This is a genomic window from Pseudomonas sp. PME37.24/006, assembly GCF_055556635.1.
This window is the reverse complement of record NZ_JBVHNL010000004.1, coordinates 676,007-699,815: the sequence shown is the minus strand read 5'-3', so window position 1 is coordinate 699,815 and position 23,809 is coordinate 676,007. Positions and strand designations below refer to the sequence as shown.

Sequence of the window (23,809 nt, the reverse complement as noted above, 5' to 3'; positions counted from 1 at the left end):
TGTAACCCGTCAGTGGCTGGCCGCCGTGGCGCCCATTTCGTTGACCTGCTGGAAGCGGCTGAAGCGATCCAGGCCGAACGGCGCGATCAGCTCTGGAACCTTGCCGCCGCTGGCGACCAGCTCGGCCATGGTCTTGCCGCAGATCGGCGTGGCCTTGAAGCCCCAGGTGCCCCAGCCGGCATCCAGGTAGTAACCGTCGATGGGCGACAGACCCATGATCGGGCTGTAGTCCGGGGTCATGTCGGTGATACCGCCCCACTGGCGCATCAGCTTGGCGTTGGCCATGAAGGGGAACATCTCGACTGCCGAGGCCAGCAGGCTTTCCTTGAGATCCAGGGTCGAACGGCTGTTGTACAGCGGGTAGGGGTCGGAACCTCCGCCAAAGACGATCTCGCCACGGCTGGTCTGCTGCACGTAGCAATGCAGGGCCGAGGAGCTCACCAGCGGATCGAGGAATGGCTTGAACGGCTGGGTGACCATCGCCTGCAGCGGGTAGGTGTGGATAGGCGCCTTGATATTCAGCTTGTTCATCAGCAGCGAGCTGGTACCGGCCACCGCCTGAACCACGCAGCCGCACTGAATGGTGCCGCGATTGGTCTTCACCGCGCGAATGCGCCCGCCCTCGACGACGAAGTCCTGTACCTCGGTGAGCTGGTGAATTTCCACCCCACGTTTGGCTGCGCCCTTGGCGTAGCCCCAGGCCACGGCGTCGTGGCGCGCGGTGCCGCCGTCGATGTGCCACAGGCCGGCGAGCACCGGAATATGGCCGGGATCCAGATTCAGGCTCGGCACCAGCTCGCGGATCTGCTGGCGATCGATCATCTCGGTACGCCCGCCGAAGTGCTTGTTCACTTCGGCGCGCTGGCGGAACGCGCGCACGCTGGCGTCGGTGTGGGCCAGCGTGAGCTGGCCACGGCCGGAGTACATGATGTTGAAGTCGAACTCGTTGGAGAGGTTTTCGAACATCCGCACCGATTCGATATAGAACTTCACCCCCTCGCTGGTCAGGTAGTTGGAGCGGATCACCGCGGTGTTGCGCGCGGTGTTGCCGCCCCCCAGGTAGCCTTTCTCCAGCACCGCGATGTTGCTGATGCCGTGGTACCGGGACAGGTAATAGGCGGTGGCCAGGCCATGCCCACCGGCGCCGATGATGACCACGTCGTAGGAGGACTTGAGCTCCTTCGGTGCGGGCAGGTCGACCTCGACGGGATACTCCGACGACAGGCCGTATTTGAGCAGCGAGAAAGGCATCAGCGAGCCTCCTGAGTGGCTTGCCCGGTCTGCTGACGGGCGGCGAGGACGGTGTTGTGCATCAACATGGCGATAGTCATGGGGCCGACTCCACCGGGTACCGGGGTGATGGCCGCGGCTATGGGCTGCACGGCAGCGAAATCCACATCCCCGACCAGGCGGCTTCTGCCGTCTTCCTCGATGCGGTTGATGCCGACGTCGATCACCACGGCACCGGGCTTTATCCAGCTGGCGCCGATCATTCTCGGGCGGCCGACGGCGGCGATCACGATGTCCGCCTGGCTGCACAGCTTCTGCGGCTCGATGCTGCGCGAGTGCACCACGCTGACGCTGCAGTTGGCCGCCAGCAGCAGCGCGGCCATTGGCTTGCCGACGATGTTCGAGCGGCCGACCACCACGGCGTGTTTGCCGGAAAGATCGCCCAGGGTGTCACGCAGCAGGCGCATGCAGCCGGCTGGCGTGCAGGGTGTCAGCACCGGTCGGCCCTGGCTGAGGCCGCCAACGTTCTCGCTATGGAAACCGTCGACATCCTTGCCGGGGTCAATGGCCTCGAGCACGCGCACTTCGTCGATGTGTTTGGGCAGCGGCAACTGCACCAGGATGCCGTGCACGGCCGGGTCGGCATTCAGCGCGCCGACCACGTCCAGCACCTCGGCGGCACTGGCTTCGGCCGGCAGGCGATATTCGAGCGAGCGAATGCCGACTTCACCGGCGCGCAGCACCTTGTTGCGCACGTAGACGTGGCTGGCCGGATCGTCACCGACCAGCACCACGGCCAGCGCCGGCTCGATGCCCTGAGCGTGCAATTGCTCGACCTCTGCCTGTATGTCGGCGAGTACGCGGGCGGCCGCGGCCTTGCCGTCGATCAACGGGCTCATCGGAAGATCACCGTGCGGTCGCCATTGAGGAACACGCGGTGCTCGATGTGATATTTCACCGCTCGCGACAGCGCCACCGTTTCCGTATCGCGGCCAATGGCGACCAGGTCGTCAGGTCTCAGGGCGTGATCCACGCGCTGCACTTCCTGCTCGATAATCGGGCCCTCGTCGAGGTCCGAGGTGACGTAGTGGGCGGTGGCGCCGATCAGCTTCACGCCGCGCTCGAACGCCTGGTGGTAAGGCTTGGCACCCTTGAAGCCGGGCAGGAAGGAGTGATGGATGTTGATCGCCCTGCCAGCCAGCTGCTTGCACAGGTTGTTGGAAAGAATCTGCATGTAGCGCGCCAGCACCACCAGGTCGGTGCCGGTTTCATCGACGATCTTCATCAGCTCGGCTTCCTGCCCGGTCTTGGTGTCCTTGGTCACCGGCAGGTAGATGAAGCGGATGCCCTCGCGCTCGGCCATGGGGCGCAGGTCGAGGTGGTTGGAGACGATGGCGGTGATCTCCATGTTCAACTCGCCCTTCTGATGGCGATAGAGCAGGTCCGCCAGGCAATGGTCGAACTTACTGACCATCAACAGTACGCGCGTGGGCTTGCTGGTGCTGTACAGGCCCCAGGTCATCTCGAAGGCACTGGCCACCGCGGCAAAGCCTTCCTCGATCTTCGCCAGGTCATCGGTCACGCCGGTGTTGAAACGGAATACCGCGCGCATGAAGAAGGTGCTGCTGACCTCGTCGTCGAATTGCGACATCTCGCTGATGTAGCACTGATGCTCGGCAAGAAAGGACGCCACCGCGGCGACGATGCCCGACGTGGCCGGGCAACTGATCTTGATCACGTACTGATTCTGGGCGTGCTGCATGTCGGATCCTCTGAAGGGTCGGCGGCAGGGAATTCTTCATGGGTGAATGCGTGGTTCGTCTATGAAAATATTTTCTTGTGACGAATCTAATTTTCTTGATGGTGATTTTTATAAGCGAATGCTTTGTTCGTGTCTATGCCTGTGGGGAATTTATTTATCCCATCAGGAATTTATAGGATGTGGTCGCGAGGATAATAGCGAGGACGTCATCGCTGTTCCCGGCGCCAGTCCGCAGCCAGGTCGCGGGTTCGTCTCTGAGGCGAGAAAACGGAAGGAGGGATGCGCCACCAGCCATCCAGCTCTGTTCGACCTGGAAGGCGCGCTGGAAGAAGGGCGTTGAGTGCGACGTGGGCTGTTTAAGGTAGAAGCGGCCGTTCGCGTAACTTGTAGGAGGGGCTTTAGCCGCGAGCTTTTTATCAAGTGCGTAGGGTGGACAACGCTCTTTTTGTCCACCATTGCGATCGTAATGTGGTGGACGGATGAAGCGACGTCCACCCTACGCCTGAAGGCAGCTTCGAGGCGGAAGCAGCCGTTTGTTGATTGCTTATGTGGGAGAGGCTTTAGCCTCGATCTTGCCTAGCTAGGCGTAAAGAGCTCGCGGCTAAAGCCACTCCCACGAGATCGCGACCGTCCGCTTCCGCTTATAGCCGCCGAATGAACTCGGCCTTCACTCCTTGCCGTAGTTCATGATCGACAGCAGGCGGATCGGAACCTGCACCAGCTGTTCCGGGCCGTGGGGGACTTCAGCGTCGAAGGTCAGGCTGTCGCCGGCCTGCATGGCGTAGAGCTGGTTGCCGTGGCGATAGACCAGTTCACCTTCGAGCAGGTGCAGGAACTCGGTGCCTGGATGAGAGAAGGTGGGAAATTCCTCGCTGGCATCGTCCATGCTGACCATATAGGCCTCGAAGCTCTTCTTCGGCCCGCGGGTATGGTTCAGCAGGTGATAGGTGTGACCCTTCTCGGTACCGCGGCGCACCACTTCCAGGCCTTCTTCGGACTTCACCAGCAGCGCACCGCTACCTTGCTGATCGTATTGGCTGAACAGCTTGGACATCGGCATGCCCAGCACATCGCACAGTCGGCTCAGGGTATCGAGGCTGGTGGATACCTGAGCGTTCTCGATCTTGCTGAGCATGCCCTGGCTGATACCGGCGATGCGCGCGACTTCGGCGATCTTCAGTTCCTGAGCCTGGCGCTGACGGCGAATCTGCATGCCCAGGTATTGCTCTAGTTTCAGGCGGGGTGGGATATCTGTCGGTTTGCTCATGCGAGGCCATTTTCTAATTATGAATAATAAATTCGCACCAGGAATGATCAGGCTGCTTCGCAACGGTGCACGCCGGGCGGTGTGAGATTCCTGCTATGAAAGCATTTTTCCTCTGCGGATAGAAGAAAACCCGCGCGGCAGCTGGCTCGCATGCGTTGTGCTGAAAATTGGCAAGTTGATTGCATTCTTATTGGGAAAGTTAATTTCCTAATCGGAATAATCATCGAGTCGACAGGAGGCACATGATGTTGCCAAGCGAAACCCAGCGGGTCATCGAGAAACACGCGATCAAGTATGTGCTTGCCCAGTTCGTGGATATCCATGGCTCGGCCAAGACCAAGTCGGTGCCGGTGTCGGGCCTCGAAGCGGTGGCGGAAGCTGGGGCAGGGTTCGCTGGCTTCGCCATCTGCGGCATGGGTATGGAGCCCCATGGCCCGGACTTCATGGCCAAAGGCGATCTGTCGACCTTGATTCCCGTGCCGTGGCAGCCGGGTTACGGCCGGGTGGTGTGCATCGGGCACGTCGATGGCGAGCCTTGGCCGTACGACAGCCGTTATGTCTTGCAGCAGCAGGTGGAGCGTCTCAAGGCGCGCGGCTGGACGCTCAATACCGGCCTGGAGCCCGAATTCAACCTGATGCGCCGTGACGCCAACGGCACCCTGCAGTTGGTCGACGCCAGCGATAACCTCGACAAGCCATGCTACGACTACAAAGGCTTGTCGCGCTCTCGCGAGTTTCTGGAAAAGCTGACGGAAGCGCTGCAGCCGGTCGGCTTCGACATCTATCAGATCGACCACGAAGACGCCAACGGCCAGTTCGAGATCAATTACACCTACAGCGACGCCATGGAGTCGGCTGACCGCTTCACCTTCTTCCGCATGGCGGCCGGCGAAATCGCCAACGATCTGGGCATGATCTGCTCGTTCATGCCCAAGCCGGATCCGAAGCGTGCTGGCAACGGCATGCACTTCCACCTTTCCATCGCCAGTGCCGAGAGCAAGAACCTGTTCTTCGATGCCAGCGACAAGAACGGCATGGGTCTGTCGAAACTCGCGTATCACTTCGCCGCCGGCTTGCTGGCTCACGGGCCGGCGCTGTGCGCCTTCGCCGCGCCGACGGTGAATTCCTACAAACGTCTGGTGGTCGGCAACTCGTTGTCCGGTGCCACCTGGGCTCCAGCCTTCATCGCCTTTGGCGCCAACAATCGCTCGGCGATGGTGCGTGTGCCCTACGGCCGCCTGGAGTTCCGCCTGCCGGACGCCGGCTGCAATCCGTACCTGGTCAGCGCCGCGATCATCGCCGCTGGGCTGGACGGTATCGACCGGCAACTGATGCCCGATCAGATCTGCAACGAAAACCTCTACGCACTGGGCCTCGAAGCGATTGCCGCGAAAGGCATCAAGACCCTGCCGCAGTCGCTCAAGGAAGCCTGCGACGCGCTGGAGGCCGACCCGCTGTTTGCCGAGGTCATGGGCAAGGAGATCGTCGGTGAGTTCATCAAGCTCAAGCGCATGGAGTGGGTGGAATACAGCCGCCACGTCTCCGACTGGGAGATCAAGCGCTACACCGAATTCTTCTGACCCGACCGTCTCTTCAACCGTTTCCGGCGCCCGCCCGTGGGTAGGGCGCCTTCTGCCCAGGAGTTTTTAGCTATGTGTGGAATCGTGGGGCTTTACCTGAAAAATCCGCAGCTGGAATCGCAGCTCGGCAAGCTGTTCGAACCGATGCTCGAGGCCATGACCGACCGCGGCCCGGACAGCGCCGGCTTCGCCATCTATGGCGATGAAGTCGCCGATGGCTGGGTCAAGCTGACCCTGCAGGCCACCACGGAGGGCTACGACTTCACCGCCCTGGTGAGCGCCGTGAAGGCAAAGCTCGGTGCCGAGCTGGACTGGTTTCAGAACGCCAGCGCCATGGTTCTGAAAATCAAGGCCGAAGAGCCCGTGGTACGTGCCGCACTGGTCGAACTGGCGCCGGGCGTGCGCATCATGAGTGCCGGGCAGAGCATCGAAATTCTCAAGGGCATGGGCTTGCCCAGAGAGATTTCCGCGCGCTTCGGCCTGGCCTCGATGAAGGGCAGCCACATCATCGGCCACACCCGCATGGCTACCGAAAGTGCCGTGACCATGGAGGGCAGCCACCCGTTCTCGACCGGTGTCGACCTGTGCCTGGTGCATAACGGCTCGCTGTCCAACCACTTCCGTCTGCGTCAGGAACTGCGCCGCGAAGGCATTCATTTCGAAACCGAGAACGACACCGAGGTCGCTGCCGGTTACCTGGCCTGGCGTCTGCAGCAGGGCGACTCCCTGAAACAGGCTCTGGACAACTCACTGGAGGCCCTCGACGGCTTCTTCACCTTCGCCATTGGCACCCGCAACGGCTTTGCGGTGATCCGCGACCCGATCGCCTGCAAGCCGGCGATCCTCGCCGAGACCGATGACTACGTCGCCATGGCCTCCGAATACCAGGCGCTGTCCAGCCTGCCGGGTATCGACAAGGCCAGGGTCTGGGAGCCCGTTCCCGCCACCCTGTACATCTGGGAACGCAAGAAGGAGCACGCAGCATGAAAACCATCGATCTTTCCAGCGCCAGCGTGCGTGACCTCAACCAGGCGCTGCATGACCAGGCCAAGGCGGTCAGCGATCGCGAGTGGGTCGTGGCCCACCCCAACGGCGCCCATAACCTGGCGGTTGGCGTCAACGAAGCCATCTCCATCGATATTCAGGGGCATGCCGGCTACTACTGCGCGGGCATGAACCAGAAGGCCTCGGTCACCGTGCACGGCAACGTCGGCGTGGGCTGCGCCGAGAACATGATGAGCGGCTATGTGCGCGTCAAGGGCAGCGCCTCCCAGGCTGCTGGTGCCACCGCTCATGGCGGCCTGCTGGTGATCGAGGGCGATGCCGGCGCACGATGCGGCATCTCCATGAAAGGCATCGACATCGTGGTCGGCGGCAGCATTGGCCACATGAGCTGCTTCATGGGCCAGGCCGGCAGGCTGGTGGTCTGTGGCGACGCCGGTGATGCGCTGGGCGATTCGCTCTATGAGACGAAGATCTTCGTCAAAGGCAGTGTCGAGTCGCTGGGTTCCGACTGCATCGAAAAAGAAATGCGCGCCGAACATATCGAGGAGCTGCAGGCGCTGCTCAATCGCGCCGGCTTCAAGGAGAACGCTGCCGATTTCAAACGCTACGGCTCGGCTCGCCAGCTGTACAACTTCAAAGTCGATAACGCCAGCGCGTACTGATTCAGGAGCATCATCATGAGTGACAAGCAACCTCCCGTTCTGCGCGAGTCGGCCACCTTCGATCGCCTGACCATCCAGGAAATCCAGCGCGCCGCCGAGACCGGTATCTATGACATCCGCGGTGGTGGCACCAAGCGCAAGCTGCCGCACTTCGACGACCTGCTGCTGCTCGGCGCCAGCGTGTCGCGTTATCCCCTTGAAGGCTACCGCGAGAAATGCGGTACCGACGTCATCCTCGGCAACCGTTTCGCCAAGAAGCCGCTGCACCTGAAGATCCCGGTAACCATCGCCGGCATGAGCTTCGGCGCCCTGTCGGCCAATGCCAAGGAAGCCCTGGGCCGTGGCGCCAGTATCGCGGGTACCAGCACCACCACGGGCGACGGTGGCATGACGCCTGAAGAGCGCGGTCAGTCCCAGCATCTGGTCTATCAGTACCTGCCGTCACGCTACGGCATGAACCCCGACGACCTGCGCAAGGCCGACGCCATCGAGATCGTCCTCGGCCAGGGGGCCAAGCCTGGCGGCGGTGGCATGCTGCTCGGCATGAAGGTCACCGAGCGAGTCGCCGGCATGCGTACCCTGCCAATTGGCGTGGATCAGCGCAGCGCCTGTCGCCACCCGGACTGGACGGGGCCGGACGACCTGGCGATCAAGATCGCCGAACTGCGCGAAATCACCGACTGGGAAAAACCCATCTACGTGAAGATCGGCGCCAGCCGCCCGTATTACGACGTCAAGCTGGCGGTGAAGGCCGGTGCTGACGTGATCGTCCTCGACGGTATGCAGGGGGGCACCGCAGCGACTCAGGAAGTGTTCATCGAGCACGTTGGTATCCCGATTCTGCCGGCCATTCCGCAAGCCGTGCAGGCGCTGCAGGAAATGGGCATGCACCGCAAGGTTCAGCTGATCGTCTCCGGTGGCATCCGCAACGGCGCCGACGTGGCCAAGGCCATGGCGCTGGGCGCCGATGCCGTGGCTATTGGAACTGCTGCACTGATCGCGTTGGGCGACAACCACCCGCGCCTGGACGAGGAGCTGAAGAGGATCGGTTCAGCCGCCGGTTTCTACGACGATTGGCAGAATGGTCGCGATCCGGCCGGTATCACCACCCAAGACCCGGAGCTGTCCAAACGCCTCGACCCGGTCGAAGGTGGTCGACGCTTGGCAAACTACTTGCGTGTACTGGTGCTGGAAGCGCAGACCATGGCCCGCGCCTGCGGCAAGTCGCACCTGCACAACCTTGATCCAGAAGATCTGGTGGCGCTGACCGTGGAGTCTGCAGCCATGGCACGGGTACCGCTGGCCGGCACCAACTGGGTGCCTGGGCAGGGTTACTGATCACACCCATCAGCCGGCTTTTCTCAAGCAGAGAAGCCGGCTTTTGTGCACCTGAAGGAGTTCAAATGACTGCATCCTGGGCCTGGATGACACTGCTCGCCGCCGGCATCTGCGAAGTGATGTACGCCTCTGCCATTCCTCGTACGCAGGGCTTCACGCGGCTTTGGCCGAGCCTTTACTGCATCTTCTTCATCGCCCTGAGCATGTACCTGCTGGCGCTTGCGGCCCGCTACTTGCCGATGGGCACTGCCTATGCCGTATGGGTCGGCATCGGTGCGGTCGGCACGGCAATCTACGGCATCGTCTACCTCAACGAACCCGCCACGCTGGCGCGACTCGTTTGCCTGGTGCTGATCATCTGTGGGGTGGCTGGCCTGAAGCTGTTCAGCCCGGTGAGCTGAAGGCAGGCCTGGCTAATCGCAACGGCTGCAGTTTCTCCTGTAAGGCATGCCGTTCCTGGTATGCGTCAGCCTTTGTCTGCGACCAATGATCAGATCTCGCACATTCTCCTGATGCACTGCTGCACCCCTGTCGGTCACCGACTGCCTGGTTGACGCTAAGGCGCTTGGTCGGCCGCCATAGCCCTGCGGCTGGTCAGGCAGATGCCGTCATCGAGAGGACGTTCGTTGTGTGAAGGCGATGCGCCGTCAAGCTGCTCGCTGCGGATAACTCGCGAGCGGTGGCTTCGAAAGAGTGGAGGGGCTGGGGGATGACCGGCGGCGGTTGCCGCCGGTCGAAGGGTTATTTCAGCTTGTCGAGTTCTTCATCAGGCAGCGCGTAGCTGTGCTTCTCGTGAATGATCGTCGCGATCAGGGCGTAGAGGCTGACGGCAGCCACCAGAAAACTGATGAAGATCAGGATGGCGGGCTTGTCGGCGAAGGTGAATACAGCGCTGGCACCTTCGTAGGTGGTGATACTCATGGCGATACTCCTTGAGATGAGCCGGCCGCCCTCGCGGCCGGCCAGGGGTCATTTGGCCGGGGCGGCAGTCAGAGGCGGCTGTGCGGAGTTGCCACCCACCGTGGTGCTCTGCCCGTACATGCTGCTCCACTCCGGATAGGCTTGGGCCGGCACTTCGGTCAGGTCGAGGCCACGCTCTTCGGCATGCGCCGGAACGCGCAGGATGCCGGCCTTCTTGAGGGCGTAGGAGATGCCGTAGCCGGGGAAGAAGCCCAGCGCTGCCATCACCAGTGCGCCGCCGAGCTGGCCGAAGAAACTGATCTCCGGCATACCGTTCACGTTCGGGTAACCGGCCAGGAAGATGCCGCTGATCAGCAGGCCGGCGAAACCGCCGAAGCCATGCACGGCGAACGCGCCGACGGCATCGTCCAGCTTGAACTTGAGCAGCAGGTTGTTGACCAGTGGTGCCAGGGCCGAAACGCCCATGCCGATCAGGTAGGCCAGCCCGGGGTGGTAGAGATCCAGGCCGGGTGCTACCGAGATGATGCCGACCAGGCCACCGGACATCATCCAGTAGGGTTCGCGGGTGGTCAGGTAGGCGCCGATCAGGCCGCCAGCGAAGCCCATCAGGGTGTTGAAGGAGAAGGCGGAGAGGTTGGTCGGTTGGCCATAGATGTTGGTCCACTGAGCGCCGGAGTTGTAGATGATGCAGCCGCCGAGGAAGCCGAAGAAGCCGACGATGATCAGCATCAGGCCGACCACGCACATCGGCATGCTGTGGCCGACGATGGCATTGGCGCTGCCGTCCGGGTTGAAGCGGCCGATGCGTGCCCCGAGGTTGATCAGCACGCCAAGGGCGAAGAAGCCCGCGACCATGTGCACCACACCTGCCGCGCCGACGTCATGGTAGCCCCACAGTACGGTCAGCCAGCCTTCTGGGTGCCAGCCCCACGCGGCGGCGAGCAGCCAGAGAAAGCCGCCGAGCACGATGGTCATGATGATGAATGCGCTCATCCGCGCACGCTCGATGATCGCTCCCGAGAGGATCGAGCCGGTGGTGGCGGCGAACAGCGCGAAGGCGCCCCAGAAAATGCCGGTGGCGTTGTCCTGGATGTTCGGGCCCATGGCTTGACTCCACGGCATGCCGGCCATCAGGGCGTCCATACGCGGCACCAGGCCATCGGGGAAGGCGTTATAAACGGCCCAGCCGAGCAGGAACACGCTGGGCACGATGAAGCCGAAGGCGAGGATGTTCTTAACGCCCGCCGCCAGGGCGTTCTTCAGGCGCGAGGCGCCGATCTCGTAAGACAGAAAACCTGCGTGGATGCAGATCATCAGTGCGGTACACCACCAATAGAACATTTCCATGTTCAGCGTGTTGGTCATTTCAATCAGGGCCTGCAGCTCTTCGAGCGTAGGCGGTGTCTTCTGTTCTTCCATCACTGAATCCTCGAAAGCGGTTTATTGGAATAAGTGGTGCGCAGGCAGGTCGAGTCGAAAGTATTTTATTGCGGATAAACAAATGTTCTTATTGGGAAAGCAATGAGTGTGCCAGTCCTAAAGGGCTCCAGCCCTTGCTGTCTGCGGCGTAGAAGGGGTTGCAGTGCCCTTTTTTTGCTCACGATCAGTAGCCCTCGCCTGAAGATGGTTCGCCCGAGCGTTCCTTCTGCAACATGCCCTGGATCTGCTGCACCGAGTCCTGCGTTCGTCGCGCCAGATTGCGCACTTCATCGGCGACCACGGCGAAGCCGCGCCCCTGATCGCCAGCCCGTGCCGCTTCGATGGCGGCGTTGAGCGCTAGCAGGTTGGTCTGCTCGGCAATGCTGCGAATCCCCCCGGCGACCTGAGCGATCTGCGTGTAGGTGGCCTGGATGTTGGCCTGTTCGCGCTGGTGCAGCGTGGCGGCGGTTTTCTCGTCGCTGATCTCGCGCACAGCGCCGGTGACATACAGCAACTGACCCTGGGCGTTGCGCAGGCAGCGGCCGCGTTCGCGGTACCAGACCTCGCCACGGGTCTTGTGACGCATGCGGTATTCGACGGCGTAGAAGCCATCACCGCCGGTGTCGACCATCGAGGCATTGAAGGCCTGCATGACCTGTTTCAGGTCATCGGCGTTGACCACCTTGAAATAGCTGTCCCAGCCATCGGGAAATTCCTGGGCGCTGTAGCCGATCAGCTCGCGGAACTGCTCTGACCAGCGAATCAGGTTCTGCGGGTGGTCAGGGTCGCCGGCCACCACGTTCATCGCCCAGCTGCCTTCGGTCAGGGTGCGTTTGGTCAGTTCCCAGACCTGGCGTTCTTCGTCCCAATGGGCGCGCTCGGCCTCCAGCTCGTGCAGGCGCTGCTGGCTGTGGTCACGTTCGTGGATGAGTGCGCCGATCTGCGCCCGGGCCTCGGCGAGGTCTTCGCGGAGTGCGGCGTACTCTTCTGCACTGCAGGGTGGCGGCGCCTGGCATTCGGCCTGCTGGCGGATGCGTTGCAACTCGTCCCAGTCGCGCTGCAGCCGTTGCAGGCTGCTGAGCAGTCGGGCGTCGCGCTGCAGATGCGGTTGTGCGGCGGCCGCGCCGGGCTGGCCGTCGAACAGGCGGTTGAGCCACTGGCTGAGTTCATCGGCCAGGTTTCGGGATGCATTGCTGAACCACATGGGCCACCTCCGTGAGATCGAATGGCCATCACCAAGCAATTCTCTTTCCACAACCGGTTCGGTTAGGCCCGCACCCTGCTCTTGTCCGGGTCGTAGGCGACAGTGCTGGCGCTGACCTCGGCGCGGATGCGCTTCTGCTGGCCGTCGAGCTTGCCTATCTCGACGGCGGTACCGGGCTCGCAGTAGCCGACATCCAGGCGACACAGGGCGATGTTGCGGCCCAGTACCGGTGAGCGCGTGGCACTGGTGATCACGCCGACACGGGCCCGGCCGCTGTATACGCCATCGCCGTGGGCCGCGGTTTCGTTGCCTTCCAGCTGCAGGCCGACCAGCTTGTGGCGGGGGGCTGCGTTGCGCCTTGATAGGGCATCGCGGCCGATGAAGTCCGCCGCCTTGCTCTTGAGTGGCACACAGAAGCCAATGCCGGCCTCGAACGGATCCGTCTGGTCGTCGAATTCGTAGCCGGCAAAGATCAGCCCCGCCTCGATACGCAGCATGTCCAGCGCTTCGAGACCGAGGGGTACCAGGCCCAGGGGTTCGCCGAGCTGCCACACGCGTTGCCACACCTGTAGCGCATCGTGCGGATGGCACCAGATTTCGTAGCCCAGCTCGCCGGTATAGCCGGTGCGCGACACCATCACGGGTGGGCCGTTGTAGTCATCCAGACGGCCGACCAGAAAGCGGAACCAGCCCAGCTCCTCCAGCGTTGGCTGGGTGCCTGGCGTCCAGATCATCTGCGCGAGCAGTTGGCGGCTCAGCGGGCCCTGCACGGCGACGTTGTGGATCTGCTCGGAGGCGCTCTTTATCCACACCTTCATGCCCAGTTTTGCGGCCTGTTCACGCAGCCAGATGCCGGCGTAGTCCTCGCCACCGATCCAGCGAAACGCATCGGCACCGAGGCGCAGCAGGGTGCCGTCGTCGAGCATGCCGCCGTGCTCGAAGCACATCGCCGAATACACCACCTGGCCGACCGCCAGCTTGCGCACGTCGCGGGTCAGGCAGTGGTCGAGCAGTGCTTCGGCGTCGGGGCCGAGCACCTCGAATTTGCGCAGCGCGGAGAGATCCATCACCGCTACGCGTTCGCGGCAGCCGTGGTATTCCTCGGTGGCGCCGTAGCCGTCGAAGCGGGTCGGTGTCCAGAAGCCCCGGTAGTCGGCGAACTGCCGGGTGAGGGCCGAGGTGCCGGCGTGAAAGCCGCTTTCGCGGGTCAGCACCGGATCGGCATCTGCTGTTTTTCGAGTGGCCATGGCGAGACTGAAACGCTCCTTCTCGGAATACACGCGGATGTGGATATCGGTGGGCTGCCAGCCATTGGCGGGGTCGATGTCGTCCGGGCAGGAACTGCTGGCGCAGACCAGATCGGTCAGCGCCTTGAGCAGGACGTAATCGCCAGGGCGCGACCAGGGTTCGTCCAGCGTCAGGTGCTGGTGCGCGTCGATGGCGGTGTTGTAGAAGAAGTTGATCGCCGGCCAGCCGGCGCGCGGGTGTACGCCGTGAGCGGCCATGGCGCGGCTGATGTTGTCGCTGCAGTTGGCGTGGCCGAAGTAGCCGTGCGCCTCGTAGTAGCGTGCCGCACAGGCCAGGGCGAAGGTATCGTGGCGGCCGACGGTATCGCGCACCACCTCCAGCATGGGTTGCATGTTGCGGTCGTAGAAGCGGCTGAACAGGCCCGGCCCCGGGTAGGCGTTGCCGTTCAGGGTACGGGTGACGGTGGGGTCGAGGTCGATCTCGCGTCCGGTATCCAGGCCGGCGCGGTCGAAGGCGACGAAATCCGAACACTGGCGCCCGGCCACGTCGATCACCTGGACGAACTGCCCGGCTGCGACGAGGTAGTCGCGCGCGCTGCCGGGGTGGATGGTGAACTCGTCGATCAATTCGCCCAGCGGCACGGGAAGTGTCGGCACCCAAAGCCTGCGCGGGTTGGCACGGTGCAGCAGCACACGCAGTTCACTGGCGCGCTGCTGGCTGTCCACTGCGCTACGCCCACCAGGGGCGGCGACGATCACGCACAGCGCAGCGTTGGCCAGCAGTTGGCGGCTGAAGCCTGCGGGTGTGGCGGCGGGCCACAGCCGGGCGGCGGCCGGCAGGCGGCGACAGTCCACACCACGGCGGGTAAGCCCGTTGCTGACGTGAATCGACTCGCGGCTGCCATCGTGCAGCAGGCGGGCGATGGCATCGGCACCAGCGCTGGCTTGCAGGCCCAGTGCCGCCAGCGCTTCGCGGCCATCCTCGGCGAAGGCCAGTAGCTCGGCAGGCTGATCGCCCTCGAGGTCGATCACCTCCAGGCGATCACCCGGCTCCAGCGCGAACACGGTCAGCCCGCCAGGGGCTACGCGGTGGCGTTCCAGATCGGCGGCGCGGGCGAACAGCGCCGGCTCCAGTGGGCGGCTTGTCACAGGCAGGTTCATGGCAGCGCCTCAGCTGGCGGACTTCAGGCGGTCGGCCGGCGGCGTGTCGCTCAGATAGGTATCCAGCGAGTCGTCCAGTGCCTCCAGCCAGGGCGTGTGATGCGGTGTGGCCAGGGTGCCGGTGATCAGCGAGCGATAGCACTTGTCGCGGTAGCCCATGATGTTGTCGTACTTGTCTTTCTTCCACTGCAGGAAGGTGGCGTTGACCTCGGCGATGTCGAAGCTCGGGTAGTCGGTTGTGGCGATCAGCTGGCGGATGTATTCGCCCTGGAATTCGAACATCTGCTGGGCGGTTTCCAGCGTCTCCTCTTCTTGGCGCCAGGCCAGGTTCTCGGCGTGCATGCGCTCGGGGTCGGGCAGCGCGATGCGCCCGAGAATCACGTCGCGGGCGTACCAGGCCTGGGCGTCGAACATGTTGAAGCTGTACCACTGATCCTGCATGCCGAGGTAGATCAGCCGCGGGTTCTGCTCCCAGCACACACCCTTGTAGAGGTTCAGCGGCCACAGGCGATTGCCTGTTTTCAGGCGCAGCGCTTCCGGCAGGAAAGGGAAGTGGTGCTTGTAGCCGGTGCACAGGATGATGGCGTCGATGTGCTTGCAACTGCCGTCGACGAAGAACGCGGTGCTACCCTGCACGTGGCTGAGCAAGGGGCGCTCCTCCCAGTTGGCCGGCCATTTGTAGCCCATCGGTGCGCTGCGGTAGCTGCTGGTGATGGAGCGGGCACCGTACTTGTAGCACTGCGAGCCGATGTCTTCGGCCGAATAGCTGGCGCCGACGATGAGCACGTCCTTACTCTTGAATTCCAGGGCGTCGCGAAAGTCGTGGGCGTGCAACACGCGCCCGGCGAAGCGCTCGAAACCGGGAAAGTCAGGCACGTTGGGTGTGGAAAAGTGGCCGCTGGCGACCACCACGTAGTTGAAGGTTTCGCTGTAGGTGCGGTCATGCAGGTGATCGTGGGCGGTGACCGTGAACAGCTCGCTGGCCGCGTCGAAGGTGACGTCGCGCACCGCGGTATCGAAGCGGATGTAAGGCCGCACGCCGGCTTTCTCGACGCGGCCCTTGATGTAATCCCAGAGCACCTCACGGGGTGGGTAGGAGCCCATGGGTCGGCCGAAATGCTCGTCGAAGCTGTAGTCGGCGAACTCCAGACATTCCTTCGGCCCGTTCGACCAGAGATAGCGGTACATGCTGCCGTGCACCGGCTCACCGTGTTCGTCCAGGCCCGTGCGCCAGGTGTAGTTCCACATGCCGCCCCAGTCGGTCTGCTTCTCGAAGCAGACCAGTTCGGGAATCTCCGCACCATCGGCCTGGGCGGACTGGAAGGCTCGCAACTGGGCCAGGCCGCACGGGCCGGCGCCGATGATGGCGACTCGTTGGTTCATGTTCGGTTCTCCGGTTGGCGAGGCGTCGCGATGCTCGGCGCTCCCCTGCAACGCCTGGGAGCGAGCCGGCGCGGGTTTATCAGCCCTTGGCGGTACGTTTCTTCTTCTCGGGGTCGTCGAAGGGCAGCGTATGGGCGATGGCGCTGACCTCCAGGCTGCCGCGCACCTGCAGCGGTACGCCTTGTTCGGCGATATCGGGTTCGACCCGGGCGATGGCCATGGAGCGTCCGCTCAGGCGTGAGTACATGGCGCAGGTGATCAGGCCGACCTGACGCCCTTCGTGCCAGAGGCTGTCGCCACCCTCGGCGGCTTGCTCGCCATTGAGCAGCACACCGAAGATCCTGAAGCGTTCCTGGCCCTGGCGCCGGTAGTGCTCGGCGGCACCCCGGAAGTCGCGCTTGCCGGGCGACACGGTGAAGTCCAGGCCCAGCTCCCACAGCGTGTCGCCAGCCTTCTGGTCGGCGAAGGGGTACATCTGCGAGTTGTCATAGGGGAAGAACAGCAGGTAGCTCTCCACGCGCAGCCAGTCCAGGGCGGTGAAGGCGCAGGGGATGATGCCGTGGTCCCGGCCCTGTTCCAGGATGCCGTCCCAGATCAGCGGCGCATCGGCGGCCTTGCAGAAGATCTCGTAACCGCGCTCGCCGGTGTAGCCGGTGCGCGAGATCATCACCGGGCGGTCGAACAGCCGGGTCTGCAGGTGATGGAAGTAGGGCAGCTCGCGGATGCCGGGTACGTGCTCGGCGAGAAAATCCACGGCTGCCGGGCCTTGCAGGGACAGGTCGTGGAGGTCGTCGTCGAACAGTACCGCGACCTGGCGACCCTGTGCCGAGCGGATCAGCATCTCGTAGCCAGTGCCGGCCCCGTGCACCACCATGAAGGCGTTGGGGCCGGTGCGATAGACGATGCAGTCGTCGATGAAGGTGCCGTCCTCGTCGAGCAGGCAGGCGTACACCGATTTGCCGGGATAGAGCTTGGCCATGTCGCGGGTGGTGGCGTAGTCGAGCAGGCTTTCGGCGTGGGGGCCGACGTAGTGCACCTTCTTCAGGCCCGAGACGTCCATCAGCCCGGCGCGGGTGCGGATCGCCTCATGATGGTCGGCCAGATCGCTGGCATAGGTCCAGGCGGTGCCCATGCCGTTCCAGTCTTCCAGGTTCGAACCAAGCGCCAGGTGGCGTTCGCGCAGGGCGCTGATGCGCCATGAGTTGGCCATGGGAAAATCCTCGTGTAGTGATCGGGTCAGGCTTCGGAGTCGAACTGGCGCAGCCAGTCCACCAGGGTCTGGCGGTAGCGGGTCATGCCTTTGTAGTCGGCGATGGCATCTGGCAGGTCGCGCAGCACGCGGTGCAGGCGGCGCGCCCAGGCCGGATTGCTGACCAGTTCTTCCATGCTGATCAGGTAGGTGCGAATGCTGAACAGCACGGCGTTGGAGCGCGGTAGGCGGGCCATCAGCTGCAGCTCCACGCGCAGGTGCACCAGGCGGCCGACGTTGTCCGGGGTGACCGAGCCGCGGTCGCTGCCCCATTCGTGAAAGGTCTCCGGCGAGGTGTCCAGGCGCGGGTTGATGGTCAGCGTCCAGTTCAGTCGGCGCACCGGGTGGCCGACCTGAATGTTCAGCAGAAACTTCAGGGCGCGTTCGAAGATGCCCATCTGGTTGGCCATCGGTACGGGCGAGTGCCACTGTTTGAAGCTCATGCCGGCGTCGAAGCGTAGCGACCAGTCGGCCGGGCAGGTGACCATGCCGGCGTCCATGAACAGGTCGTCGTCACGCTGGTCGAGCACGGCGAAATCGCCCTGCATCTGCCGGGTGATGTACTCCAGCGGCTCGCACGGCAGGCTGTCGGCATCGCCAAAGGTGAAGTGCTGATCGATGCCCATGGCCAGGTTCTGCCAGCGCCAGGCGGTGCCGTTGCGCTCAAGTTGAAAGTGCTGCGGATAGTCGCCGGCCAGCTGCTGCATCAGCATTTCCAGCAGATCCCAGGCGGCCTGGGCCATGTGCGGCATCACCAGGCAGCGCTCGGGGTCACGCTCCAGAACGCGGGCGCGCTCGGCCATCTCCGACAGGTAGTGTTCGTCCACATCGAAGCAGTGCTCGAACACCGAGCCCGGATCGCGCGACACCGCTGGCTCGATGTTCACCGAGTACATATAGGCGTCTTCCGGGAACGGAAATGGGAACCGGGCAATAGCGGCCGGGCTGTTGCGGAAGCTGAAGTCGTCCCGGTAGGTTTCTGCCGGTTTGAAGATCAGGGGCATGGCACGTCTCCGGTATCAGATATCCAGCAGGATCGGGCTGCCGCAGCCACGCGAGACGCAGGGCATCAGGCTGGTGGCACGCTCGGCGGCGGCAAGAAACAGGTCGCGGTGTTCCACGTCGCCTTTCAGGTAGGGCGTCTGGCACTGGCCGCAGACGCCACCGCGACACAGGTTGGGCAGCTCCACACCCGCGCACTCCAGGGCTTCGAGCAGGCTTTGCTCGGCGCCGACCGCCACCTGACGGCCACTGCGTGCCAGCTCTACAAGGAAGGGCACGCCCGGCTCCGGGGTGGCGAAGGCCTCCCAGTGCACCCGCGTCGCTGGCCAGCCGAGGGCCAGGCTTTGTTCGCGCAGGGCATCGAGCAGTGATTGCGGGCCACAGGCATAGACGTGAGTGCCGAGTGGGCGATGGCTTAGCAACTGGCCCAGGTCGAGACGTCGGTTGCTGCTTTCGTAGACATGCAGGCGCTCGCCCAGCCGCTCGCGCAGGGTCTCGACGTAGGCATCGTTGACCCCTGCGCGGTAGGCGTAATGCAGCTCGAAAGCGTCGCCTCGGCGCAGCAGTTCGGTGCTGTAGGCAAGGAACGGAGTGATGCCGATACCGGCGGCGATCAGCACGTGCAGGCGCGCCGTGCTGTGTAACGCAAAGAGGTTGGCCGGCGGCGAGATCCGCAACCGATCGCCTGTCTGCAACTGTTCGTGCACGTAGCGCGAGCCGCCGCGTGATTGCGCCTGCTGGCGCACGGCGATCCGGTAGTGGCTGGTGTCGCTCGGGTCGCTGAGCAGCGAGTAGGCGTTGCGCTTGCCGTTCGGCAGGTGCACCTGCACGTGGCTGCCAGCGGAGAACGCCGGCAGCGTGCCACTCAAGGGCTGGAGCGACAGCTCGCGGATCACCGGGGTGATCATCCGGGTCTCACCGACCCGCACCTCGAAGGCGGTCATGGTCGGGCCTGCGCATAGGGCTGGTCGGCATCCGCGCAGACACCAAGGTAGGCGCCCAGGCGCTCGGAGAAATGCCGGCGCACTTCCAGCAGTACAGCGCAGTGGCTGCAGGCTTGCAGATCGGCGGATGTGCCCACCTGCAGGCTGGCGCAATGTACGCAGAACAGCATGCGTCGGCCGCTTTCGCTGCAGTGCAGGGTGATCTCGTCGGCCAGCAGGCCGGCCGCCCGTGCCACACCGTGCAGCGACCAGATGAAGGCTTCGTCGCCGTTCAGCTCGAGGTGCACCCCGATGCGGGCTTCGTTCAACAGCGTGCCCAGTGCCTCGCCCAGCGCGGTTTCGTTGGCGTATTGCGGCAGCGCCAGGTGGCGAAGTTCGCTGGCGTCGATGCGGGCCAGCACTTGCGCCTGCCGTTGCTGACCGGCGTCCTGGGTGACCAGTACCTGAAAGGTCACCCGTTGGGCGGGATCGCCGCTGGGGTATCGCGGCACGCTGAAGGGGGGCAGCTCGGCTGTGCGGGTCATGGCGATCCTTGTTGCTCTGGATTGAAGCGATCAGGTCATAAGTTGGTGCAGGCTTGGTGTTTCTCTGTAGGCAAGATAATTTCCTGTCACGCTTGTTCGCTCAATCCACCAGAGGAGATATGCCAAAAGGGGTAGTGCGGCCCGGCGAGGCATGGAAGTTGCTGTGGTGATTCGTCCAATCACCGCAGAAGACGGGGAGGAGTGCATGCGTGCAGCCGGTTTCGCCCCGGCTCCCGTGGCAGCGTCGAATGCGCTGACCGAACGTGAGGAGCAGACCCTGCAGTTGATCGCTGCGGGCAACAGCAACAAGCAGATCGCCCGCGAGCTGGGCATCAGCGACGGCACGGTGAAAATCTACGTGCGCAGCCTGCTGCGCAAATTTCACCTGCACTCGCGTCTGGAACTGGCCAGCTGGGTGCATCGACACACCGGCAAGGCCTCGGCCAGTACCCAGACCGCCGTCGGGCCGGCGGGTGTCGCAGGGTTGATCAACGATCTGCCGGTGCTGATCTATCGCGGCGATAACGCCCGCACCTGGTACATGGATTACGTCAGCGAAGGCTGCCTGCAACTGACCGGCTACTGCGCCGAATACCTGACCCGCGATCCTGCTCACAGCTTCGGCTCACTGATCCTCGCCGAGTACGCCGATTACGTTTGGTACTGCGTGCAATGCGCGTTGCTCAAGCACGAGCCCTTTCACCTGCGTTACCGCATCTGCTGCGCCGATGGACGAATCAAGGAAGTCTGTGAGACAGGCGTTGGCGTGTATTCCGCCAGTGGCGAGGTGCTGGGTGTGGAAGGTGCGATCTTCGAGGTGGCGGGCTGAATTACCGTTGACCCTAAACGAAAGGCCCCCGCACAAGGGCGGGGGCTTTCTCATCAGCTATCTGTTTTCCCGGACCAGCCCAGTAGCCTGACTTAGCCGCAAGCGTCAGGCCCGCGACAAGGTGGATATCTGCTTGCGCCGGTACACCGTGTCACGGCGCGACAGCAGCAGGTACAGCGGCAGGGTGACGATGATCGCTACCAGCCAGGACAGGTCGGCGCCATCCAGCTTGCTGGCCATCGGGCCGGTGTAGATCGGCGTGACCGCGAACGGCAGTTGCACCAGGATGCCCACTGCATAGGCGCTCACCGCGTTGGGGTTGAAGCGCCCGTAGATGCCTCCATTGGCGTCGAACAGTGAAGGGATGTGGTAGCGCTGTTTCTGCACCAGGTAGAAGTCGGCGAGATTGATCACCGCCCAGGGTACCAGCACGATCATCATCGCCAGGATCAGCTGCATGAAGCGCGAGATGAAGTCCGCAGGCGCACTGACCGCAACCACGCAGCAGGCCACCAGCAAAATCGCCGAGAGCGCCACCCTGGCTTGACGGCTGGGCGCCCAGTCGGCGGCGAAGGTCTGTACCGAGGTGATCAGCGCCAACACCGCACCGTACAGATTCAGGGCGTTGTGGCTGATGATGCTGAGGATGAACAGCACCATGAGCAATGGGCCGAATGCGCCGGTGCTCTGCTTGACCGCGTCCATGGTGTCGGTGCCCGCGCTCACCGACAGCGCCACCAGGGTGCCGAACACGAAGCACAGCGAGGTACCGAGAACGGCACCGGTATAGGTGGCGATGAAGGGTTTCCAGATACCCACGCTTTTCGGCAGGTAGCGCGAGTAGTCCGAGGTGTAGGGCGCGAAGGAGATCTGCCAGATGGCGCCCAGCGAGGCCATCGCCAGCCAGCCGGCGAGGTTGAAGCCGCCACGGCTGGCGAAGTCCGCCGGCAGGCCGTTGGCGAACAGCGCGATGAAACCGGCGAGCAGGCCGATGCCCATCACCCAGGTACCAATACGGTTGAGGGTGTGGATGAAGTTGTAGCCGAGGATGCCGATCAGCGTCGCGGCGCAGGCACCGATCAGCACGGCGGCAGGCAGCGGCAGATCCGGTACCACGGTGTGGATCGACTTGCCGGCCAGCACGCAGTTGGAAATGAAGAAACCGATGTACAGGACTGCGGCGATCACCACCACCAGCAAGGCGCCGTAACGGCCGAACTGGCCGCGGCTCTGCAGCATCTGCGGCAGGCCCATTTGCGGACCCTGGGCCGAAGCCAGGCCGAGCACGATTCCGCCGAGCAGGTGGCCGACCAGAATGGCGCAGATCGCCCAGCCAAGGCTGAGATGGAACACCTGCACGGCCATGGCACCGGTGACGATGGGCAGCGGCGCGATATTGGTGCTGAACCAGAGGGTGAACAGATCACGGACGCGGCCGTGACGATCGGCATCGGCGACCTGGCCGACGCTGTTGCTTTCAACGAGCTCTTGCTGAGACATGGACGGTTCTCCTGCGCAAAGTTGCGACGGCATGCAGCATCGCGTGAGCGGGGCTGGCCGGTTTAGCAGGCTGTTGAAAAACTAGCTACGTTGCCGCTGCGTCGTTGAAAACAGCCTCAAAATGCTCATGTACAACTCGTACACTCCGCTTTTTCGGCTGTTTTCGCCTCGCGTCGGCTGCCTCGCCTACGTTTTTCAACTGCCTGTTAGATGCGTGAGGGGTGGCGGCTGAGCGGGTCAGCTGCGCCTGTCGCGGGAGAGCCCGCAGACGGGGGAGAACGGGCAGGGGTAGAGCAGCAGGGCTGTGCGGGACACCATGGGAAAACCTACTTCTTGTCTTTATTCGGATAGGGTTTTGCGTCTCGCCGCAAGGGCGAAGGCCGCTGCCCGGCATGGCCGGGGCAGCGGTTGCGGGGCTCAGCGGAAGGCTGGCACCACGTGCTGGATGAACAGCTCCAGGGACTTTTTCTTCTCGGCGTAGGGCAGGCTGTTGTCGGCCCAGAAGCTGAATTCGTCGACGCCCAGTTCCTGGTAGTGACGGATGCGAGCGATGATTTCTTCGGGCGTGCCGATCATGGTGTTCTTGCGGATGTTCTCCAGCTCGAACTCCGGACGCTCCTTGAATTTCTCCTCGGGGCTCGGCTCCAGCAGACCGTCAACCGGGGTGGTCTTGTTACCGAACCAGGCATCGAAAGTGCGGTAGAAGCGCGAGATCGCCGCAGCGCCGACCTTCCAGCCCTCGGGGTCGTCTGCCAGATGCACGTGGGTGTGGCGCAGCACCATCAGCTGTGGGCGTGGCACGTCCGGGTTGTTGGCCAGGGCGGCATTGAACTTGTTGTTCAGGTCGACCACTTCCTCGTCGCCCTTCATCAATGGCGTGACCATCACGTTGCAGCCGTTGGCCACCGCGAAGTTGTGCGAGTCCGGGTCGCGGGCGGCGATCCATATCGGCGGCAGCGGTTGCTGCAGCGGCTTGGGCGACGAGGTGCTGGTGGGGAATTTCCAGATCTCGCCGTCGTGGGCGTAATCGCCTTTCCACAGCGCCTTGACCACCGGCACCATCTCGCGCAGGTACTTGCCGCCATCACTGGCGGGCATGCCGCCGGCCATGCGATCAAATTCGTACTGATAGGCACCGCGGGCCAGACCGACTTCCATGCGGCCGTTGCTGATCACGTCGAGCAGGGCGCATTCACCTGCCACGCGGATCGGGTTCCAGAACGGCGCGATGATGGTGCCGGCGCCGAGGCGGATAGTGCTGGTGCGGGCAGCCAGGTAGGCCAGGATCGGCATCGGGCTTGGCGAAATGGTGTATTCCATGGCGTGGTGCTCGCCAACCCACACGGTGCTGAAACCACCGGCCTCGGCCAGCTGGGTCAGCTCGGTCAACTGATCGAAGAGCTCACGGTGGCCGACTTCCTGGTCGTAGCGTTCCATGTGGACGAACAAAGAAAATTTCATGTCGCTTTCCTCGATTTTTTATAAAGCCCGGTGCGCTTGAAGCGCTGTCGGGACTGGCCGCCGTGCAGGATCACGAGGCTTATGGTTCATGGTATACCATAATATAAAATACTTTGGCGAG

Annotated in this window: 20 protein-coding genes and 1 pseudogene; 6 read left to right on the top strand and 15 right to left on the bottom strand. The window is 63.3% G+C overall.

The features are described 5' to 3' along the window. Positions 1–9: 9 nt before the first annotated feature. From ACZ3GY_RS19325 to ACZ3GY_RS19310, 4 genes are all read right to left on the bottom strand, one after another. Positions 10–1,251 carry an FAD-dependent oxidoreductase gene (locus ACZ3GY_RS19325; protein ID WP_463562913.1) on the bottom strand — a complete coding sequence of 414 codons (1,242 nt, stop codon included), beginning with the start codon at positions 1,249–1,251 and terminating at the stop codon, positions 10–12. Beyond that, on the bottom strand, positions 1,251–2,129 hold the full coding sequence (gene folD, locus ACZ3GY_RS19320; protein ID WP_465911622.1) for a bifunctional methylenetetrahydrofolate dehydrogenase/methenyltetrahydrofolate cyclohydrolase FolD: 879 nt from the start codon (positions 2,127–2,129) through the stop codon (positions 1,251–1,253). Before folD ends, ACZ3GY_RS19325 begins: the two co-directional genes overlap by 1 nt. Continuing rightward, a complete protein-coding gene (gene purU, locus ACZ3GY_RS19315) occupies positions 2,126–2,992 on the bottom strand; it encodes a formyltetrahydrofolate deformylase (protein WP_225836610.1) in 867 nt (288 codons plus the stop codon). The genes folD and purU overlap by 4 nt, the downstream gene beginning before the upstream one ends. 667 nt (positions 2,993–3,659) lie before the next feature. Next, positions 3,660–4,259 carry a helix-turn-helix domain-containing protein gene (locus ACZ3GY_RS19310; protein WP_225836608.1) on the bottom strand — a complete coding sequence of 200 codons (600 nt, stop codon included), beginning with the start codon at positions 4,257–4,259 and terminating at the stop codon, positions 3,660–3,662. Between the two features lie 245 nt (positions 4,260–4,504). Here ACZ3GY_RS19310 and glnT point away from each other — a divergent pair, with 245 nt between their 5' ends. The 5 genes from glnT (at position 4,505) to ACZ3GY_RS19285 (ending at position 9,245) form a co-directional block, all read left to right on the top strand. Then, positions 4,505–5,839 (top strand): type III glutamate--ammonia ligase, encoded by a 1,335-nt coding sequence (gene glnT, locus ACZ3GY_RS19305; RefSeq protein WP_225839565.1) that lies wholly within the window; start codon positions 4,505–4,507, stop codon positions 5,837–5,839. A 72-nt stretch (positions 5,840–5,911) separates the two neighbouring features. After that, positions 5,912–6,826: a class II glutamine amidotransferase gene (locus tag ACZ3GY_RS19300; RefSeq protein WP_465911621.1), complete on the top strand. Its 915-nt coding sequence runs from the start codon at positions 5,912–5,914 to the stop codon at positions 6,824–6,826. Then, positions 6,823–7,506 carry a protein glxC gene (locus tag ACZ3GY_RS19295; protein WP_465911620.1) on the top strand — a complete coding sequence of 228 codons (684 nt, stop codon included), beginning with the start codon at positions 6,823–6,825 and terminating at the stop codon, positions 7,504–7,506. The genes ACZ3GY_RS19300 and ACZ3GY_RS19295 overlap by 4 nt, the downstream gene beginning before the upstream one ends. A gap of 15 nt (positions 7,507–7,521) precedes the next feature. Beyond that, positions 7,522–8,844, top strand: a complete 1,323-nt coding sequence (locus ACZ3GY_RS19290) for an FMN-binding glutamate synthase family protein (RefSeq protein WP_465911619.1) — start codon at positions 7,522–7,524, stop codon at positions 8,842–8,844. A gap of 65 nt (positions 8,845–8,909) precedes the next feature. After that, entirely contained in the window at positions 8,910–9,245 is a 336-nt protein-coding gene (locus tag ACZ3GY_RS19285; protein ID WP_225836600.1) for a DMT family transporter, read from the top strand. A 340-nt stretch (positions 9,246–9,585) separates the two neighbouring features. Here the strand turns inward: ACZ3GY_RS19285 and ACZ3GY_RS19280 are convergent, their stop codons facing one another. From ACZ3GY_RS19280 to ACZ3GY_RS19240, 9 genes and pseudogenes are all read right to left on the bottom strand, one after another. Continuing rightward, entirely contained in the window at positions 9,586–9,765 is a 180-nt protein-coding gene (locus ACZ3GY_RS19280; RefSeq protein ID WP_042553459.1) for a hypothetical protein, read from the bottom strand. A gap of 48 nt (positions 9,766–9,813) precedes the next feature. After that, positions 9,814–11,184 carry an ammonium transporter gene (locus tag ACZ3GY_RS19275; protein WP_465911618.1) on the bottom strand — a complete coding sequence of 457 codons (1,371 nt, stop codon included), beginning with the start codon at positions 11,182–11,184 and terminating at the stop codon, positions 9,814–9,816. A 261-nt stretch (positions 11,185–11,445) separates the two neighbouring features. Continuing rightward, positions 11,446–11,989 (bottom strand): annotated as a pseudogene (locus ACZ3GY_RS19270) (methyl-accepting chemotaxis protein); the annotation flags it as partial. 461 nt (positions 11,990–12,450) lie between these two features. Then, positions 12,451–14,796, bottom strand: coding sequence for a trimethylamine N-oxide demethylase (locus ACZ3GY_RS19265; protein WP_465911617.1), 2,346 nt, complete (start codon positions 14,794–14,796; stop codon positions 12,451–12,453). A 9-nt stretch (positions 14,797–14,805) separates the two neighbouring features. Next, complete coding sequence (locus ACZ3GY_RS19260) at positions 14,806–16,179, bottom strand: trimethylamine monooxygenase (RefSeq protein ID WP_465911616.1); 1,374 nt, start codon at positions 16,177–16,179, stop codon at positions 14,806–14,808. 79 nt (positions 16,180–16,258) lie between these two features. Further along, positions 16,259–17,389, bottom strand: coding sequence for an aminomethyl transferase family protein (locus ACZ3GY_RS19255; RefSeq protein ID WP_465911615.1), 1,131 nt, complete (start codon positions 17,387–17,389; stop codon positions 16,259–16,261). Positions 17,390–17,415: 26 nt separating this feature from the next. Beyond that, positions 17,416–18,432 carry a heme-dependent oxidative N-demethylase family protein gene (locus ACZ3GY_RS19250; RefSeq protein WP_465911614.1) on the bottom strand — a complete coding sequence of 339 codons (1,017 nt, stop codon included), beginning with the start codon at positions 18,430–18,432 and terminating at the stop codon, positions 17,416–17,418. A gap of 15 nt (positions 18,433–18,447) precedes the next feature. Then, positions 18,448–19,374 carry a PDR/VanB family oxidoreductase gene (locus ACZ3GY_RS19245; protein WP_463562903.1) on the bottom strand — a complete coding sequence of 309 codons (927 nt, stop codon included), beginning with the start codon at positions 19,372–19,374 and terminating at the stop codon, positions 18,448–18,450. After that, on the bottom strand, positions 19,371–19,898 hold the full coding sequence (locus ACZ3GY_RS19240; RefSeq protein WP_465911613.1) for a dimethylamine monooxygenase subunit DmmA family protein: 528 nt from the start codon (positions 19,896–19,898) through the stop codon (positions 19,371–19,373). Before ACZ3GY_RS19240 ends, ACZ3GY_RS19245 begins: the two co-directional genes overlap by 4 nt. Positions 19,899–20,103: 205 nt before the next feature. Between ACZ3GY_RS19240 and ACZ3GY_RS19235 the strand changes: the two genes are divergently transcribed. Then, positions 20,104–20,727 (top strand): LuxR C-terminal-related transcriptional regulator, encoded by a 624-nt coding sequence (locus ACZ3GY_RS19235; protein ID WP_465911612.1) that lies wholly within the window; start codon positions 20,104–20,106, stop codon positions 20,725–20,727. Between the two features lie 105 nt (positions 20,728–20,832). Here the strand turns inward: ACZ3GY_RS19235 and ACZ3GY_RS19230 are convergent, their stop codons facing one another. Together ACZ3GY_RS19230 and ACZ3GY_RS19225 are read right to left on the bottom strand one after the other, a co-directional pair. Further along, positions 20,833–22,227 carry a purine-cytosine permease family protein gene (locus tag ACZ3GY_RS19230; RefSeq protein ID WP_465911611.1) on the bottom strand — a complete coding sequence of 465 codons (1,395 nt, stop codon included), beginning with the start codon at positions 22,225–22,227 and terminating at the stop codon, positions 20,833–20,835. Positions 22,228–22,644: 417 nt separating this feature from the next. Further along, positions 22,645–23,688 (bottom strand): LLM class flavin-dependent oxidoreductase, encoded by a 1,044-nt coding sequence (locus ACZ3GY_RS19225; RefSeq protein ID WP_465911610.1) that lies wholly within the window; start codon positions 23,686–23,688, stop codon positions 22,645–22,647. Positions 23,689–23,809: the final 121 nt, after the last annotated feature.

Bases quoted from the DNA above. Each gene is read 5' to 3' on its own strand.
- ACZ3GY_RS19325 (WP_463562913.1), bottom strand. From the start codon at position 1,251: ATGCCTTTCTCGCTGCTCAAATACGGCCTGTCGTCGGAGTATCCCGTC.
- folD (WP_465911622.1), bottom strand. From the start codon at position 2,129: ATGAGCCCGTTGATCGACGGCAAGGCCGCGGCCGCCCGCGTACTCGCC.
- purU (WP_225836610.1), bottom strand. From the start codon at position 2,992: ATGCAGCACGCCCAGAATCAGTACGTGATCAAGATCAGTTGCCCGGCC.
- ACZ3GY_RS19310 (WP_225836608.1), bottom strand. From the start codon at position 4,259: ATGAGCAAACCGACAGATATCCCACCCCGCCTGAAACTAGAGCAATAC.
- glnT (WP_225839565.1), top strand. From the start codon at position 4,505: ATGTTGCCAAGCGAAACCCAGCGGGTCATCGAGAAACACGCGATCAAG.
- ACZ3GY_RS19300 (WP_465911621.1), top strand. From the start codon at position 5,912: ATGTGTGGAATCGTGGGGCTTTACCTGAAAAATCCGCAGCTGGAATCG.
- ACZ3GY_RS19295 (WP_465911620.1), top strand. From the start codon at position 6,823: ATGAAAACCATCGATCTTTCCAGCGCCAGCGTGCGTGACCTCAACCAG.
- ACZ3GY_RS19290 (WP_465911619.1), top strand. From the start codon at position 7,522: ATGAGTGACAAGCAACCTCCCGTTCTGCGCGAGTCGGCCACCTTCGAT.
- ACZ3GY_RS19285 (WP_225836600.1), top strand. From the start codon at position 8,910: ATGACTGCATCCTGGGCCTGGATGACACTGCTCGCCGCCGGCATCTGC.
- ACZ3GY_RS19280 (WP_042553459.1), bottom strand. From the start codon at position 9,765: ATGAGTATCACCACCTACGAAGGTGCCAGCGCTGTATTCACCTTCGCC.
- ACZ3GY_RS19275 (WP_465911618.1), bottom strand. From the start codon at position 11,184: ATGGAAGAACAGAAGACACCGCCTACGCTCGAAGAGCTGCAGGCCCTG.
- ACZ3GY_RS19265 (WP_465911617.1), bottom strand. From the start codon at position 14,796: ATGAACCTGCCTGTGACAAGCCGCCCACTGGAGCCGGCGCTGTTCGCC.
- ACZ3GY_RS19260 (WP_465911616.1), bottom strand. From the start codon at position 16,179: ATGAACCAACGAGTCGCCATCATCGGCGCCGGCCCGTGCGGCCTGGCC.
- ACZ3GY_RS19255 (WP_465911615.1), bottom strand. From the start codon at position 17,389: ATGGCCAACTCATGGCGCATCAGCGCCCTGCGCGAACGCCACCTGGCG.
- ACZ3GY_RS19250 (WP_465911614.1), bottom strand. From the start codon at position 18,432: ATGCCCCTGATCTTCAAACCGGCAGAAACCTACCGGGACGACTTCAGC.
- ACZ3GY_RS19245 (WP_463562903.1), bottom strand. From the start codon at position 19,374: ATGACCGCCTTCGAGGTGCGGGTCGGTGAGACCCGGATGATCACCCCG.
- ACZ3GY_RS19240 (WP_465911613.1), bottom strand. From the start codon at position 19,898: ATGACCCGCACAGCCGAGCTGCCCCCCTTCAGCGTGCCGCGATACCCC.
- ACZ3GY_RS19235 (WP_465911612.1), top strand. From the start codon at position 20,104: ATGCGTGCAGCCGGTTTCGCCCCGGCTCCCGTGGCAGCGTCGAATGCG.
- ACZ3GY_RS19230 (WP_465911611.1), bottom strand. From the start codon at position 22,227: ATGTCTCAGCAAGAGCTCGTTGAAAGCAACAGCGTCGGCCAGGTCGCC.
- ACZ3GY_RS19225 (WP_465911610.1), bottom strand. From the start codon at position 23,688: ATGAAATTTTCTTTGTTCGTCCACATGGAACGCTACGACCAGGAAGTC.